Raw genomic sequence first — 16369 nt, 5'->3', positions numbered from 1 at the left:
CTCCGGTCACAGCGGTTGAGACGTCAGACATCTCGAACCACTGCCCGAAGGCCTCGCCTGCTATCCGTGGACGGCCGTCACCCGATCGGTGACCACTCTGAAGATCCTTACTGCACGAGTCACGGTCCCCACCATGCAGCCATGATCGACGATCCAGAGCTCGACGTCCCACCGCTTACCGTGCACGAGCTCGTTAGGCCGAAAACCAGGCGGCCTGGGCTGCTACGTCTGCAAGGTACGAGTTGGGCCCTCTTCCCACATGCCTGTCCGCTGCCTTCACGATCTGGAGGGGGTAGTCGAACGGGGAGCTAAGAATGGCGGCAGCGGCCTGTGCGGGCAGGAATGACGGGCGGGCGACCAGCCTGGCGCCGGGACCGTGCACGGCCAGAGTGTTGTAATCGAAGCTGGCGGGATCTGTGAGCATGCGCGCGGAGAGCACCAGGTGCGCCGGCCAGGCGGCCTGAGCGTAGGGTGCCATGTCTTCCAACGTTGCGGCGGACAGACAGGGGTGGCTCTGCTCAGTGAAAGGTGTGTCAGGTCGGCACACGTAGTGAGCCACTGCGAGTGCCGTGCGTGGGGAGAAAGCAGTCGCCGCGGAGAGTGCCGCCGGGCTAAGTGAACGAGCCACAGTGATGCCCAGGCGGCTCGAGCTCATGAGCAGCGCATGGTTCATCTTTTCGGGAAGTGCGCTCAGGATCTGTTCGATGTGTGGCAGGTGTTCGATGAGGACATGCTCCTCGGCGATGGCGAGGATGCCTAGTGCCCACGTCGCACGCGACAACGGATCAGTATAGAGGGTGAACTGTTCGTCCCACCATCGCCGTTCGTTACGGTTGACGCGGAGTTCGGCCAGGAGCCGGCCGTGGTCCACGTTCGGGCCCAAGGGGTGGGAGCCGACGGTGACGTCGCCGCCTGTGGTGTATTCGGTGGCCGCGGCACCGATGACCGTGATTTCCGCCGCCAGCCACGAGGAACCGGCGATTGCGGTGAGGTGACGGGCAGTGTTACTCCAGGGGGAGGTGGTGTGTTTCTGGCCCTTGCCAAACGTGAGAGCATCCTGCAGTTCCGCAAATCGGGGATCGCGCTCCTTCAACCTTCTCAGCACGGTTTGGCGATGTTGACTGGCCTGGGCTGCGACGTGCTGGCCGACGAGCTCGAGGCGCTCGGCCATATCTGCGGACACCATCTGGATGAAGTTCTGGGGACGGAGCACACGTAGTAGATCTGCTGCGTGCGTGGGGGATGTGCAGGGAAGGTGGCTTGCGTGTCCGCCTAGTACCGCCTCCGTCATGAGGCGTTCTTCGGGTGATCCAGGGGCCGGGTTGAGGCCGGCTTGAAGAGCGGCGAGAGCCGCAGTCGGGTCGGCGACGGTGACGCGTGCGGTCTCTTCAGGGGTGAGCTGGCCGGCGCATCGGAAGGGTGTGCCGAGGCGGAGCCAGTCTGTTTCGTGTCGGGTACCGAGCGCGGCCTGCATCCGGGGGTGCCACCAGTGGTAGAAGGCGGCTGTGTCGTCCAAAAGGTAGACGGCCAGTTGTAGCCGCTCGTCGGTCGCTCGGGATGTCAGGTCGCCTTCGACCAGGTCGAGCAGTTTGCTGGCAAGGTACTCCGCGCCTCGGTCGCCCGTGGGTACGGGCAGGTCGTCGTTGGTCGTTACGGCCTCGTAGACGAATCGGACGCTAAGGTCGTCCAGGAACATGTCTGCTGCACGCCGTTGGGTTCTGGAGCGGCCGCTGAAGACGCCGTCAGCCAGCAGAACCCATGCCGACAGTCGAAGTTGGCGGGGGTGCGCGCCCTCATCGCGTTCGTCTTCGAGAGCTTCAACGAGTCCTGCGAGCTCATTGGGACGGGCGAAGCCTGCGAAGAAGCGGCTGGTGTTGAGCCAGTAGCTGCGGCGGACCAGGTGCCTGAGGACCTCTGACCGGTCGAAGCTGCGCTGATCGGCGCCGGCGAACTCGTACATGTATCGGGCTGCGAAGTACTCTCGAAGGGGCTGTACGTCGAACTCGAAGGTGCCTTGTGCTTTGCTCGTCAGGGCCCAGACCCGGTCGGTGACGGCTGTGAACAAGTCGTTGACGAGCGTGACGTTCTTCTCGACGAGGAACAGGTAGTTCAGGATGACTTGTTTCAGTTCCTTGGTGGGCAGCTGGCCGTTTCCGCCGTCTTTTTCCGCATGAGCTTGGATGTGCCATCCGAGGTAGGCGGTGACTTCTTCCAGATCGGTGCGGTGTTCGTCCACGGCAGCGGTCTTGGCTGCCTCCCGGTCGAGAAATGTCTCCATGTAGGAGGTATAGAGGTCGGTCCTGTTCGCGGGCACGGAGTTTCCCCGCTTGTGCATCAGGTAGAGCAGAATCGTCAGCTGCATCGGGTTGTCGGCGAGCTGAGCAATATGAGGTTCGGCCGAACGCTGGCGGAAGATGCGCTCGAGGCTTCGGGTCTCTTTTTCCGGGACAGATCGCGCGAGTGCCCATTTGTGCAAATAGGTCATGCGGAGGTCTTCGCTGAGGCGGTCCAGGGCGATCGTCTCGAAGCGGTCTGTCGTGGGCTCGGCCAAGCTGCCCACGTTCGGGCGAGTGGTGACGATCACTTGCGGCTTGAATGCGGTGTGAAGCCGGGCGGTGAAGCGATCGATCTCGTCAACGACACGCTGGCGGGTCTCCGGGCGTGCCACCTCGTCCAGGCCGTCCAAGACGACAAGTACCGGCAGCCGCTCGAGGATGTCCGTGACAATACTGACGGTCGTCGGCATGCCCCCGCTGTGCACAGTGAGGGTATGTGCGAGGAACTCCTCAACGGATCCCTGCCGACGCAGCCGCTTGCGTGGCTTGCGGATCTCGCTGTCGAAGGGGTCTATGCCTGCCAGCCAGGCGGCGTAGTCGTGCAGGTCTACACGCAGAGGGAACCGCGGTCGGTCGACGACCGTGTAGCCACTCGTGCGTTCCGGCAGGTCTCCCGCCGGTTCGAGGTACGTAGCACGATGAAGCTGGCACACGTACTGGCCCAGGGTGGATTTCCCTTGGCCTGGTTCCCCTCTTACCAGGGTGAAGGGCTGCTGCGTGTTCAGCAGGTAGTCGGCCGCACCGCCCAGGGAGTTGGTCGCGAGCTGCTCGGACAGCAGCCGCCCCACGGCCTTGGGCATGGACATGCGGACGGCCTTGACATCGATGAATAGATCTACCAGGCGATGAGAGGTGAGCTCCACCTGCTTGAACTTGACCTTCGAGTCTTCGTCCCACTGGGTAGCGATGACCTTCAGCGCAAGAGTTCTCAAGGTGTGATCGTGGGCACGTGCTCCCTCGCCATCGATCAGGTAGCGGATGAGGTCCTGCCCGGCGAGCATGTCGGAGTATGCCCATTTGAGTTCGTTGGGCGCGGCGTCCAGACGGGCGTCGATGTCAGCACGCCACCAGACCTGGATCGGAATTCCGAACGCGGCAGAGTGCTTGGCTAGCTCTTTGTCGAGCTTGTCCATCGACCCTCGGACTGGCACGGCGGTTCCCGCCACGGAGGTCATCAGGTAGTAGGCTTCCGCGCCCTCGTCGACGAGGCGGCGGATGTTGTCGGCTTCGCCTTCGATTGCCGTGTTGAGCCAGGCCGCTGGATTCTGCTGTGCCTTGCTGGTCCACTTCACCTGGTAGACGATGAGTTTGCCAGCCTCGTCACGTGTGGCGTCCCTGCCTCCGTCAGAGTGCCCCACCGGATAGCACCGAGTACCGGGGAAGACATGGGCCAGCAGCGCGTTGCACAGCCGCTGGAACGTCTTCTCCTCCAGACGCTCGTAGAGGTAGCGCCCCTCGGCCAGTCCTGCTCCGCGCATCCGCTTCACACCCTCCGCTCCGCTGTAACGATCAGCGGCTCCCAACTGTAGAGGCGGGCAGTGACACGTCCCGGCACCACCTCGGCCGCCGCGAGCACATCAGCGGCACCGTCCAGGCCCTCGCCGGCCTACTGTCCCACCAGCAGACCGCGGACCTAAACCCACGACGACAGAGGTAAGCATCAGGCCCGCCGGAGTCCTCGACGTCTCACCGCTTACCGTGCACGAGCTCGTTAGTCGTCATCATCCTCGGCCAGGTGTTCCACGATGCGCTCCAGGGTCGCCTCGGGGAGGGCAGGAGCCCGTTGCAACCAGTGGTCAAGCCACTCCGCATCCGTCATCATGCCTGGTCAGCCACCTTCCACGTATACGGAGTTCGATCAAACCCCGCCCAGGCGCTGTACGGGGACGACGTCCTGGTGCCGGACAGGAAGGCTGTCGGTGCGGACGGGACGGGAAACGGAGGAGGGCAAACGGGGTGACCAGCGCACCGTACGGGATCCGGCTCACCACTCCGCCGCCGACGTCCTGTCCCGCCGGCCCGGTCACCCACCGGCCCACGACCTGTGACCGGCCCTCCCTGCACGCAGTGGAACTCACTCCTGAGGCGTGGCAACAGCCATGTGGGCTGCCTCGTTCCGGTGAACCTCTACGGATGTGGTTCGCATGGACGGACGCCCTCCCCCACCTGACGGACGCGTCGGCCGATTCGGTGCTGAACGCCGACGAACGGGAACGAGGCGCCGCGTTCCGGCAGCGACGCGACAGAGCCGACCATCGACTCGCCCACTTAGACCGTGTCCTATGTGGTGAGGCGGTCGTTGAGCTGGTCATAGGGCGGGGTACATGGAGTTGGATAGTTCCGGACGGGTTGTGGGAGATCGCGAAGCCGCTGATCCCGCCGTCGAAGGTGCGGCCGCAGGGCGGTGGGACGCAGGACACGCCTGATAAGACGCTGTTCGCCGCGATCATCTACGTCCTGGTCTCCGGCTGCGCCTGGCGGGCCCTGCCGCCCTGCTTCGGCATATCGAAGCCGACCGCCCACCGCCGGTTCCTGATCTGGTCCCGGGCCGGAGTCTGGGGCCGACTGCACGAGGAGATCCTGCACCGGCTCGACGACGCCGGCCTGCTCGACCTCTCACGCGCCGTCCTCGACTCCGCCCACGTTAGGGCGAAAAAGGGGGCGAACTCACCGGTCCGAGCCCCGTGGACCGGGGCAAGCCGGGTTCCAAGATGCACGTCCTGTCGGACGCGAACGGACTGCCTCTCCTCGTCGGCCTCTCGGCCGCCAATACCCACGACAGCCAGGCCCTGAAACCCATGGTGCTCGGTCACCAAACGAGACACCACCCCCACCGAGGACGGAACTTCAAACCCCAGCGTCTGCACGCCGACAAGGCCTACGACATACCTGAACTGCGCAAATAGCTCCGCGGCAAGCGCATCGGCGTCCGCATCGCACGCAAGGGCATCGATTCCTCCGAACGACTCGGGCGTCGCAGATGGGTCATCGAGCGGACCATGTCCTGGCTGACCGGCTACCGCCGGCTCAACCACCGATACAAACGCCATCCCCGCAACTACCTGGCCTTCCTCGGCATCGCCGCAGCCCTCTGCTGCTACAAACGACTCCTCCGCCTCACCACATAGGACACGGTCTTATGAAGGCCGCCGTGATCCATGAGTGGCTGGCATCGGAATATGGGTTCACCGGCACCTAGCAGCGCGTCAAGCTCTACGTGCAGGATGCCCGGCCCCGGATCGCCGAGGAGCTCGGCATCACGCCGAAGGAACTGGCGGGCATGCACCGTCGCTTCGAGGTGATCCCCGGGGCTCAGGCTCAGGTGGACTGGGGCGATGAGGGCCAGATCCTCGCTCACATGGGCATTCCGAAGGTCTACTCGTTCCACATGACGCTGTCGTACTCGCGCGACCCGTTCTGCTGCTTCACCACCAGCCAGGACCTCCAGAGCTTCTTCGAGTGCCACCGCCGGGCCTTCGCCCACTTCGGAGGCGTCCCTATGGCGATCGTCTACGACCGACCAAGACCGTCGTCCGCCGCCACGTCGCTCCAGGTGAGGCCGTTCCGCTGCATCCGGAGGCGGTCGGGTTCGCCGGCCACTATGACTTCGACATCGACGTCCTGGCAGCCTACCGGCCCACGGGCAAGGGCAGGGTCGAACGGCAGGTTCTCATCGTCCGCGACCACGTCCTGTCCGGCCGGTCCTTCTCCTCCACCGAGGAGAAGGACGCTGCTTTCACCACTTGGATCCCGCAGCGGCGGGCCCAGGCCCACAGGACTCACCAGCAGATCATCGGGGAGCGTGCGGCACGCGACCACGCTGCCCTCAAGCCGCTCCCGCCGACTCCGTATCTGGTGGCCGAACGACATCTGCGGCCGGTCGGCGAGGACTGTCTGGTCGCCTTCGGCGGCAACCTCTACTCGGTGCCGGCCCGCAAGGTCCACCCCCGGCAGCTGGTCGAGATCAGGGCCACGAAGCCCCAGGCCATGATCCATTCCATCGCCCCCGGCAATGACGGAGAAAGCCTGCTGGCGATCCACCCGCGGGCGGTGGGCCGCGGAGTCCGCGTCGTCGACGAGACCCACTGGGACAGTCCCCCTCACCCTGGCGCCGCGCCGCTTCCTGGCCCTGGAGGAGGGGAGCAGCGCGGCGCGGAGGGCTGAGGCCGTCACTTCATGATCGGGCCGGATCGGCCGGGATCAGGGACCGATGCCCGGTGCACGTCCGGGAACGGGCCCGTCAGAAGACCTCGTTGTACCCGGAGACCTCGGTGAACACCTGGCCGGCCCGCCGCGGCTTGAACGGGGCCCGCCAGTCGCCCGTACCGGCGTAGAGGAACGACTCCGAGCCCTTGGGGCGGGCGAGGAGATCGGGGTGGCCGTCCTGGTTGACGTCGCCGACGCCGATGAGGCCGGCGTAGGTGCCCCAGCCACTGCCGATCCGGGTACGGGCGGCGAAGGTGCCGTCCCCCTTGCCGAGGTACAGCCACAGCACCCCGGCCCTGTCCCTGGCGACGAGGTCTCCGGCGGGGCCGCCCGCGAGATTGCCGACGGCGGTGATCTGGTTGTAGATCCCCCAGCCGGCCCCGATTCTCTTGCGCGTCTCGAACGGGCTGCTGGCGCTGCCGGTGGATTTGTAGAGCCAGAGGACACCGGACTTGTCGGTGGCCACGACGTCGGACCGGCCGTCACCGGTCAGGTCGCTGCCGCCGCCGACCTGGTCGTAGGTCTGCCAGCCGCCGCCGACCCTGACTCGGCCGAGGAACGGTTTCGCCGGGTCGCCGGAGCCCTGGTAGAGCCAGAGCACGCCGTCCTTGTCGCGGGCGAGGGTGTCGGTCGTGCCCGTTCCCGCGATGTCGCCGACCGACTCCAGCCGGTCGTAGCCGCCCCAGCCCCAGCCGACCGGCGTCTCGTGCGTCTCGACGAGCGCTCCCCACTGCTCGTCGTAGTTCGCCTGGGCGACCCAGAGGCGGCCCGAGGAGTCCCGCGCGAAGATCTCGGGGTCGATGTTGCCGCTGTAGTCGTGCGCCGTCGGCTTGCGGACGAGGGTGATCGTGCCGGACGCGCGGGCGGACCTGCCGACGCCGTCGAGGGGCACGGCCTCGATCTCCCAGGTGTACGCGCCGCTGACCCCGGACAGCCAGGGGGACCAGGGGTCCTCGCCGTGCCAGGTCCAGCCGACGGTGTCCGGCCCCAGGTCGGGGTGACGGCCGCCCGGCTCCCAGATCACGATCTCGTTCGACGCGCCCGTCCCCGTGTGGGTGAGCTTGAGGTACACCCGGGTGTTCTTGCGCGAGAAGCGCCACCGCAGGTCCACCGCCTTCCGCCGGTCGAAGTCGGCCACCGCGGGAACGTCGGCGCCGAGGTATCCGACCGAGGTCGGCTCCCCGGTGGCGGCGACCTGCTCGGCGACGGGCCGCCCGTCCGCACCGACCGTGACGCGGTAGAGCCCCTCGCCGTGCTCGTGCGTGCCGCCCCGGACCAGCACGGAGCCGTCCGGGCCCGGGACGAGCGACGACATGTGCTCCAGCAGCTGGTCCCCGTAGTCCTCGGGGTCGGTCAGCGACCGCACCGAGAGAGGCCGCTGCACGTCACGGCGCGTGTCGTGCCCGAGGACGTAGGGGCGCGCGGTCAGCAGCCAGTGGCCGACGAGACCGTACTGGACGAGGCTCTCGTGCGGGATCCGCCGCGTCTCGGTACTTCCCCGCGTGCCGATGACGATCGACGGTCCGGTCTCCTCGTCCCAGACCAGGTGGCTGTCCGAGAGCGCCCCCGACACCCGCTGGGTGCCGGTGGTCGGGTAGGCGTCGGTGACCGCGCCGGTACGGACGTCCACCGCGAGCCGGTGGTACGTGCGGGCGCCCACCGGTCCGGCCACCGCGACGAGGGCGAACGAGGACGAGGAGACGCTCGTCACCGAGAAGCCCACCGTGCCGGCGGGCAGTCCGGTCACCGTGCGCTCGTCGAGGCCGGCACCCGTCCTGGTGAGGAGGCGCGCCTCCATCGTGCCGTCGGCCTGCTTGACCCCGACCACCAGGGTCGCCCCGACGGCTCCCCGGTAGACGTGGTCCTCGCCCAGCGTGTTCAGGTCGATCCGCACGGGCGCCGCGCCCGTGGCCATGTCGTGCAGCGTCACGACCCGGAACTTGGTGACGTCGGTGGCGTGGTCCCCCGTCACCACGACGTCCGAGACCGCGCCGCGCAGCGGGCTCGACGGCAGCACGGTGGAGGTGCCGTCGGCGTAGCGGGTCCAGCGCAGCTCGGGGGCGGCGCCGTTCGTCCGTGACAGGAAGCCGGTGGTGCCGGCGCCGACGACCTCCGCGTTCCGCGGGAACGGGACGGTGGTCTTCTGCTGGTCCGCGCTGTCGGCCGCAGTCACCGGGACCGATGTCGCCGTCGCCGGGACCGTGGACAGGATGCCGCCCGTGGCAGCGAGGACCGCGGTGACGGCCGCGGCGGTCAGACGGCGCCCGGGCACGCGCCCGGGTACACGAAGGTGCTTCACGTATTTCCCTCCCCTAGAGAGGAGGAGAGTAGCGGCCCCCTCCGTCCCACCTCGCGCCGCCCCCGGGCATGACCGAAAAGCGACAACCCAGGTCGTCGCCGCGAGCCCGGCCCGATCCGGAGGGGCAGGACCCGGCCGCCCCGGAACCGGCCCGCCCCGGACGGCCGTTCCCGGCCGGCCACCCCGTGTCACCCCGCTCCTACCGCTGTTCCGCGGACGGGCCCGGGTCGGAGGAGAGGCCCCGGGACGGGGCCGCCGCCCGGCCCGTCAGCGCCGCCAGCGAGTCGCGGATCTGCATCCACGCATCCTGCCAGGACCAGGTCAGACGGCCTACAGCAGAGACGATCTTGTGACCTCCGCACAGTTCAGCCCCCCTAACTCGCGCCATCAACTGGGGACGTTCATCCGTACGCAACTGGGGAACTGAGGCCGTACTCCGACAGGGGGACGCGCGGCATCTATCGCCGTCGGCGCAGGAGGCCCTGCGGTTGCGGGCAGTGGATGCGTTGGTGGCGGGGCGGGACCGTGAGGACGTGGCGGTGTTGTTCGGGGTGCCGCTGAAGGCGGTCGACAAGTGGTGGGTGAAGTGGCAGGAGGGCGGCCGTGGTGCGCTGGTCATGCGGCCACGGGGCAAGCCAGTCGGGGTGCACCAGGTACTCGGGGAATCCGAACAGGCCGCAAGTGCGGCAGGCGGTCCTGGACCACCGGCCCTGTGACGTGGGTCTGAGCGGGCAGTTGTGGACGCGGCGGCTGGTGGGCGAGCTGATCGCGAAGCTGTTTCGGGTGCGGCTGACCGAGCCGGGGGTGGGCAAGTATCTGAGGCGTTGGGGACTGTCCTTCCAGCGTCCGGACAAGCGGGCCGTGGAGCAGGACCTGCAGGCCGTGCGGCACTGGCACGAGGAGACCTGGCCGGCGATCAGGGCGAAGGCGAAGAGGGACGGCGGTGAGATTCTGTTCGCCGACCAGGCCGGCGTCCGCTCCGACCAGGTCACCGGCCGGACCTGGGGCGAGAAGGGCCGCACCCCGATCGTGCGGCGCACGGGAAACCGCTTCTCGGTGAACGCGATGTCGGCGATCAGCACCAAGGGCCGGATGCACTTCATGGTCTTCACCGAGAGCTTCACCGCCGAGGTGATGTGCCGCTTCCTGGACCGACTCGCCGGCCACTTCGACCGCAAGGTCCATCTCGTAGTCGACAGGCACTCCGCTCACCGTTCCAAGAAGGTCCGCGACTGGCTCGCCGCTCATCCCGACGACGTCGAGCTGCACTTCCTGCCCCCGTACTCACCCGAGCTCAACCCTGACGAGCTGGTCAACGCCGACCTCAAACACAGCCTGCCCAAGCAGCACCGAGCCCGGGACCAGGCCGAACTCGCCGCGGAGACCCGCTGCTTCTTCCGCAGACGCCAGCGTCAGCCACACATCCTCCGCGGATACTTCGGCGGCCCACACGTCCGCTACGTCCTGGACCAGAACCCCATGAGTTTCTGATCAATAGGGCGCGGACTTTGCGATGTGAGGGGTTGTGCTCCTCCTTCCAGGCCGGAAGGTCTTCCTTGGGCTGCGGTCGGCCGGTGGATCGCCCGAGACGCCCGCTGACGGCTGGCGAAGGGGAGCAGCCAGCCGGGATGTTCGGACTGGCTGCTCCCGGCTCGGGAGTTTCCCGTTCGGTTCGGTCGTGGTTCATCTGTCCTGCACGATGAAGCAGGCCCGTTTGTAGAGCTCGTCGAACGTGATGACTTCGACGTCCTGGATGGATCGTCTGTACTGTTCGAAGGAGGTCATCTTCTCGGGCTTCGCCGCGCCGCCGTCGGTGAACTCGTTGAGGCTTCCGATCACGAGTACCTGTCGCGGGCGGACGGTGGAGACCTCGATGCCGGTCGGGGCACCGTCGTCCCGGAACTGCCTATGCAGTTGGCCGCTGACCAGTTGTTGGGCCGAGCAGTAGTCAAGACTTGTGGATCGTGATCAGGGGGGCGGGCGTGCCTGCCGCCTTCGATGCACCGCCAACGAGACGTGCCTGATGCCTCATGCCCGACCGGATGTTGGCTGTCGCTTATCAGATCGCGGGGTCGTCGGCGTGCGCAGGTACGGCGCACGGACGTAGGACCATGAGCGAGTCTTCCAAGGCTGCCGCCATGACAAAGGGGAACCGGTCGAGCTCAAGGCAGAGTGCAACGTCGTCAGGGTGCACTCCCTGACGTACCCCCTGCGTAAGCTCGACAGCGGCGCGCGACTTGGCAGCTCGGTGGAGGAATACAGAAGCGTCCGCCTCGGCGTCAGTGGACCTGCAGGCGATGTATTCAGCGCACGCCAGATCTTCATCCGCCTGTCCGTCTTCGCCGGTGACCACGAACGTGACACTGTCGCTCTTGCGTGTCCGCAAGAGCCGGGCGGTCGCCTCCGCCACCACGAAGCTGGCGCACAGCACCAGCGGCGCATCCTTCACGGCAAGGGCGCCGACCGTCCCCGGGGCCGCCCTAGCTACACGGTCACGCCACAGTCTTCGCCCTCTGCTGGGGGATTTCCGGTACTTCGGCGAGGGGGCGGTACTTGATGCCGCATGTCATCCACAGGCGCATTGAGTGGTGCGAGATCAGGCTGCCCAGACCCGTGCCGTCCTCGTTGAACTGCTCGATGCGAAGGACCACAGCCGGGCCACCCGGGGTCAGGCGGCCGAGGTCCAGGAACTGAGTGCGACGGCAGCTCCTCAGGTTTCGGCGGTGGTTGCGCCACCTGAATGAGACCACGGCCCCGTTCAGGCAGGTGACCTGCAATTGTCCGGACGAGAAGGCCTGCCGCGCGTCCCACACCCACACCATGTGCCCGTGGTCCAGCTCGCGCCCCTCGATCTTCGTCGGGGACATCGATGCGTGCTGGATCTCGACCACGCAGCCGTCGACCGTCACGATGTCCGCGATATGTGCTCCGCGGCGCTGCTCGCGCTGACTGACGTCGACCATGCGCTTCCAGTGGTCATGCCATTCGGCGGAGGAGAGATCGGCCAGCATCACACGGTCTCCTTGGCGATAGCGGTCAGGTGGTGGTCCTCGAGTCCCAGCATGTCGGCGGTGATGCCGAGCAGCGGCAGGGCGTCCAGGCCCTTCTGCCCGACGTTCTCCGCCTCCTTGATGGCCTCGCGGATTGCCTTGAGATACCTGCGAACTTGGCCGAGCTCGTCGCGCACCATCTTGCGCAACTGGCTGACGTCTTTGGCCTCCTGCCCCAGCCGGTCGTACTCCTTACGTAGCCGCGTTTCCTGCTGGGCGAGTTCCGCCAACCGCTTGCGCAGCAGATCGGTGGCCAGGAGAGATGGCTGCGCCGGGACCTTCCCTGTCAGGCTCCCACCGGTTGTCGTGCAAACCGTGGTGCCGTTGGTTCCCGCCGGAGGGCTATCCGGCCCCACTGCTCCGTCGAGCGAGGTCGTGGCCACCTCGATTCCCGACGTTCCGCTCGACACTGTCCCATCAGCGGTTCCACCGGACGCCGATCCGCCGACACCTTCAGGTGGAGCTACTCCCTGGCCAGTTGCGTCGGGTTCACTGAGCTTCTTCAGCGTTGCAACTCCAGGGTGAGGACGGCCTTGGCGATTGACGTCATGCGGTTGGGACTGCACCGGGACCTGCGGAAGATCCGCCAGGACTTCAGGCGGGCGACTCCACGTTCGACGGGTGCCCGTGTGGTGGCCAGGGCACGGTTGCGGGTCTTCTCGGTTGGGGTCAGTTCCTTCAGGGGCCTGCGCTTGATGCCCGTGGTCAGCCACGGACCGGCGCCCTGGTAGGCGAGATCGGCCACGATGGGAATGCCCTGGCGCTCGCAGATCCGGATGATTCGGTGGGTGCGGGCGGCGGTCAGGTCGTGGGTGCGGCCCGGCAGGGCGGGCGAGAGCCACAGCAGCCGGCCGTCGGGCTCGGTGACGACCTGCACGTTCACGCCGTGGCGTCGGTGTTTGTGGGAGTAGTCGGCCCGGCCGTCGCCGACCCGGTCGCATTCGACGAGGGTGCCGTCGGGCAGGACGAAGTCCGGATCGTGCTCGCGTAGCGTCTTGAGCAGGCCCGGTGCACGAGCGGCGAGCAGGTCGACGACCGCACTGGTGTAGGCGTGGGCGGTGGACTCGCTGATCCCGAACCCGGCGGCGATCTTCGCCAGAGTGATGTGCTCGCGCAGGTACACCAGTGCCACCATCGCTCGCTGGGACGGACGGAGCTTGCAGCGCCGGTCGCCCTCCGGAGTGATGATCAGCATGGTGACCCACTCCACGAGTGCATGCGGCAGGTCGAGTGCGGCAGGATGGATGACCAACGAGGCCCCCGAGCAACGTGATTGAGACGTCAGACATCTCGATCAACAGCCGGGGGTCTTGCTCGTTGCGCTTCACGAGCCGTCACCCGATCGGTGGCCACATTGAAGAAGCTCAATGACGCCCCGACCGGGCCGATCGATAGCACCGGCATGATCAGGTCAACCTACGTGCGTGGTTCTTTCGTCATGCGAAACCTTGTCGCCCGGTAACGATCTCCCTTGTCCGTGCATGCCCGATGCGGGGGGATTCGCGGAACCAATGAGGCGGGAAGCGGTCTGGCTGGTTCCGCGCCGTGTGGATCGTGTGTTCGAGGGCAGCGCGGCGGCTGCTGTGGAGGTTTCGTGGCAGCGTGTGCACGCCGCGTGACCGCTGGGGTCGCGGTGGCTGTTTCCCGTGGGGGGAATTCATGCGTTCACGTGCTTCGGGCACGTCTCTTCGGCGTGCCCGCAGGTCGTCCCGGTACGGCCTGGTCGCCGCCGTGGCGGCCTTGTCGCTGGCCGCGTCGATGGTACCGGCTCTGGCCGAGCCGGCCGCCGTCGATCCGGGTCCGGTCTCGGTGTGGGGGAAGACGGACGGGCCGCGCCTGGGGGTGCCGCCGGTCAAGGTCGGCTCCAACCGGCCGGTGCCCAACGAGGCGGAAGCTCCCGATACGGCCGGGGAGAAGGCCTGGGAGGAGGCTCGGAAGAGCCGCGTCCGCCCTTCGGCCGCCAAGCTGTCGGCTCGTTCGGCTCCGGCTGCCGTCTCCGATGAGGATCCGGACAAGCCGGTCACCGTGCCCGGGGGCCAGGGTGCGGTTCCGTGGCACCAGATCACCGACTTCCGTATCACCGACTCGCTGGTGGCCCGGATCAACCTGTCGACCGGCAACCTGATGCTGGCGGCGACCGACTTCGAGGTCGCCGGTGTCGGGCAGAAACTGCGGCTGGCCCGTACCTACAACTCCTTCGACGGCGCCGGCGGCCTGGTCTCCCCGCGCTGGTGGCAGGAGTACGAGCGCTCCTTCTGGCGCTCGGAGAACGAGGTCGTCCTCACCGATGCCACCGGTGCCACCCTGCGCTTCGCCAAGGCGTCCGACGGCTCCTTCACCACGCCCAAGGGCTACTCGAAGGACCTGAAGGAGAATGCCGACTACACCTTCACGCTGACCGACCGCAAGTCCGGGACGAAGGACACCTATGACGCCAACGGGGTGCTGACCAAGGTCACCGACCGGAACAAGGGCACGATCACCGTCGAGCACCGCGAGGGCGGCTCCAAACTCACCGAAACCCGCTCGGGCCGCTGGATCGACCTCGCCTACACCGACGAGAACCACCTGGTGGCCAAGGATCACACCGGTCGCACCGCCTCCTACGAGCTGGACGGCGGCGGGAACCTCTCCCGCACCACCGACACCGCAGGCAAGACCACGCTCTACGCCCACGACGCCGACGGCCGCATCACGAAGATCACCACCCCCGACGGGCGGGTGACGGTCTTCACCTACGACGCCCAGAACCGGGTGCGCTCCATGCTGCGGGCCACCGGCTTCAACGCCTCCGGTCACACGGGCCCGACCTACACCTACGCCTACTCCAACACCGGCCCCCAGGCGGCAGGCACGACCACGGTCACGGACCCGGAGAACCACACGACCAAGTACGAGCACGACAAGGACGCCCGGGTCACCAAGACCACCGACGCCCTGACCCACTCCCGCTCCAGGACGTTCGACGCCAACCACAACGTGGCCACGGCGACCGACGCGATGGGCACCGGCACGGGCGGCACCGGCGGCAACGTCACCACCTACGGCTGGGACGGGCGCAACAACCCCACCTCAACCAAGCTGCCCACCGGTGCGACGGCCGCCATGACCGGCTACCAGACCATCGCCGGGGCCGACCTGCCCGGTTCGATGACGACGGCGGACGACGAGAAGACCGACTACACCTACGACGCGGCCGGCAACACCACCTCCGTCGCCATCACCGGCACCGGTGGGGGCAAGCAGACCTTCGAGCACAACAAGGCCACCCCCACCTGCGGAGGCTTCGAGGGCCAGCGCTGCAAGGCCACGACCAAGCTGTCCGACAGCAGGTCGGTGTCCACTTCGTTCACCTATGACGCCAAGGGCAACCTGACCAAGGTCACCCCGCCCGCCCCGCTGGGCACCACCACCTACACCTACGACCAGCTCGGCCGCCCCCAGACCGTCACCGACGGCCGCGGCGTCAAGACCACCTACACCTACGACGCCCGCGACCGCGTCGTCCAGGTCTCCACGCCCACCACCACGGTCGTCTACGCCTACGACGGCGACGGCAACCTCGTCCAGCGCACCGACGGCTCCGGCATCACCTCCTACGCCTTCGACCCGCTCTCCCGCGAAACCGTCCGCACCCTGCAGGACGGCTCGCAGACCCAGCTCACCTACACCCCCGCGGGCAACGTCGACACCTACACCGACCCGGCTGGCACCACCGACTACACCTACAACGAGGTCAACAACCTCACCGAGCTCAAAGACCCCACCGGCAGGGTCACGAAGTACGAGTACGACAACAACGACACCCGCACCAAGACCACCTACCCCGGCGGCACGGTCCAGAGCGTCACCCCGGACAAGTCCAGCCGCCCCGAGAAGATCAAGACGACCTCACCGCAGGGAACCCTGGTCGACCTGACCTACTCCTACGCCAACGGCACCAAGGACAGCGGCAAGATCCGCACCAAGACCGACGCGGTCGGCGGCTACAAGACCAGCTACACCTACGACGGCGCAGGCCGCTTCTCCTACGCCAAGGACGAGAAGAACGGCACGATCGCCGACTCCTGGCAGTACTGCTACGACCAGGCCGGCAACCTCACCAGCCAGGGCACCGACCCCGGCTGCCCCCGCGGCACCACCTACACCTACAACGACGCCCAGCAACTCACCGCCAAGTCCTCCACCACCGGCACCTGGTCCTACGACCAGGCCGGCAACGAGACCGCCGGTGCCTCCACGGACGACTACATCCGCACGGGGGAGTCGTACACGGACTACTCCCAGCTGAAGTCGATCACGGTGGGCGGCAAGACGTACGCGGGTCAGTACGCCTCGACCGATCAGAGCGAGCGGATCAAGCTCGGCGACACCCTCTTCCACCACGGGCCGCTGGGCCTGTCGGCGAAGACGACCGCCGGCGTCGACATGGGATTCAACCGGGAACCCGGGGGCACCCTCAACTCCATGACGACCGG

Annotated in this window: 7 protein-coding genes and 4 pseudogenes; 4 read left to right on the top strand and 7 right to left on the bottom strand. The window is 67.2% G+C overall.

Going from position 1 to position 16369, the window contains the following annotated elements; genetic code table 11:
- Positions 1-193 precede the first annotated feature (193 nt).
- Positions 194-3823 (bottom strand): NACHT domain-containing protein, encoded by a 3630-nt coding sequence (locus ACIP5O_RS29975; RefSeq protein ID WP_401298758.1) that lies wholly within the window; start codon positions 3821-3823, stop codon positions 194-196.
- Positions 3824-4646: 823 nt separating this feature from the next.
- Here ACIP5O_RS29975 and ACIP5O_RS29970 point away from each other — a divergent pair.
- Both ACIP5O_RS29970 and istA read left to right on the top strand, forming a co-directional pair.
- A pseudogene (locus ACIP5O_RS29970) lies at positions 4647-5464 on the top strand (IS5 family transposase).
- Between the two features lie 8 nt (positions 5465-5472).
- A pseudogene (gene istA / locus ACIP5O_RS29965) lies at positions 5473-6500 on the top strand (IS21 family transposase); the annotation flags it as partial.
- A gap of 76 nt (positions 6501-6576) precedes the next feature.
- On the opposite strand, the gene ACIP5O_RS29960 reads toward istA, so the two are convergent.
- Positions 6577-8841: an FG-GAP repeat domain-containing protein gene (locus tag ACIP5O_RS29960; protein ID WP_401298755.1), complete on the bottom strand. Its 2265-nt coding sequence runs from the start codon at positions 8839-8841 to the stop codon at positions 6577-6579.
- Between the two features lie 488 nt (positions 8842-9329).
- Here ACIP5O_RS29960 and ACIP5O_RS29955 point away from each other — a divergent pair.
- Positions 9330-10332: pseudogene (locus ACIP5O_RS29955) on the top strand (IS630 family transposase).
- A gap of 192 nt (positions 10333-10524) precedes the next feature.
- Here ACIP5O_RS29955 and ACIP5O_RS29950 read toward each other — a convergent pair.
- The 5 genes and pseudogenes from ACIP5O_RS29950 to ACIP5O_RS29930 form a co-directional block, all read right to left on the bottom strand.
- Positions 10525-10755: a Shedu anti-phage system protein SduA domain-containing protein gene (locus ACIP5O_RS29950; RefSeq protein WP_401299073.1), complete on the bottom strand. Its 231-nt coding sequence runs from the start codon at positions 10753-10755 to the stop codon at positions 10525-10527.
- A 145-nt stretch (positions 10756-10900) separates the two neighbouring features.
- Positions 10901-11314, bottom strand: a pseudogene (locus tag ACIP5O_RS29945) (2-phosphosulfolactate phosphatase); the annotation flags it as partial.
- Between the two features lie 19 nt (positions 11315-11333).
- Positions 11334-11852 carry a hypothetical protein gene (locus ACIP5O_RS29940; protein WP_401298752.1) on the bottom strand — a complete coding sequence of 173 codons (519 nt, stop codon included), beginning with the start codon at positions 11850-11852 and terminating at the stop codon, positions 11334-11336.
- Positions 11852-12274, bottom strand: a complete 423-nt coding sequence (locus ACIP5O_RS29935; protein WP_401298749.1) for a hypothetical protein — start codon at positions 12272-12274, stop codon at positions 11852-11854. Before ACIP5O_RS29935 ends, ACIP5O_RS29940 begins: the two co-directional genes overlap by 1 nt.
- A 119-nt stretch (positions 12275-12393) precedes the next feature.
- Positions 12394-13143, bottom strand: coding sequence for a transposase family protein (locus ACIP5O_RS29930; RefSeq protein WP_401298746.1), 750 nt, complete (start codon positions 13141-13143; stop codon positions 12394-12396).
- A gap of 506 nt (positions 13144-13649) precedes the next feature.
- On the opposite strand from ACIP5O_RS29930, the gene ACIP5O_RS29925 reads away from it, so the two are divergent.
- Positions 13650-16369, top strand: a 2720-nt coding sequence (locus ACIP5O_RS29925; RefSeq protein WP_401299070.1) for a DUF6531 domain-containing protein, incomplete at its 3' end; no start/stop codon positions are given.

Source organism: Streptomyces sp. NPDC088915 (assembly GCF_044749825.1).
Classification (GTDB): domain Bacteria; phylum Actinomycetota; class Actinomycetes; order Streptomycetales; family Streptomycetaceae; genus Streptomyces.
Note: the sequence above shows the minus strand (reverse complement) of the source record. Positions and strands in the feature narration are given on the sequence as shown.

Coding starts and splice junctions, on each gene's coding strand:
- ACIP5O_RS29940 (WP_401298752.1), bottom strand. CDS start 11,852: ATGCTGGCCGATCTCTCCTCCGCCGAATGGCATGACCACTGGAAGCGC.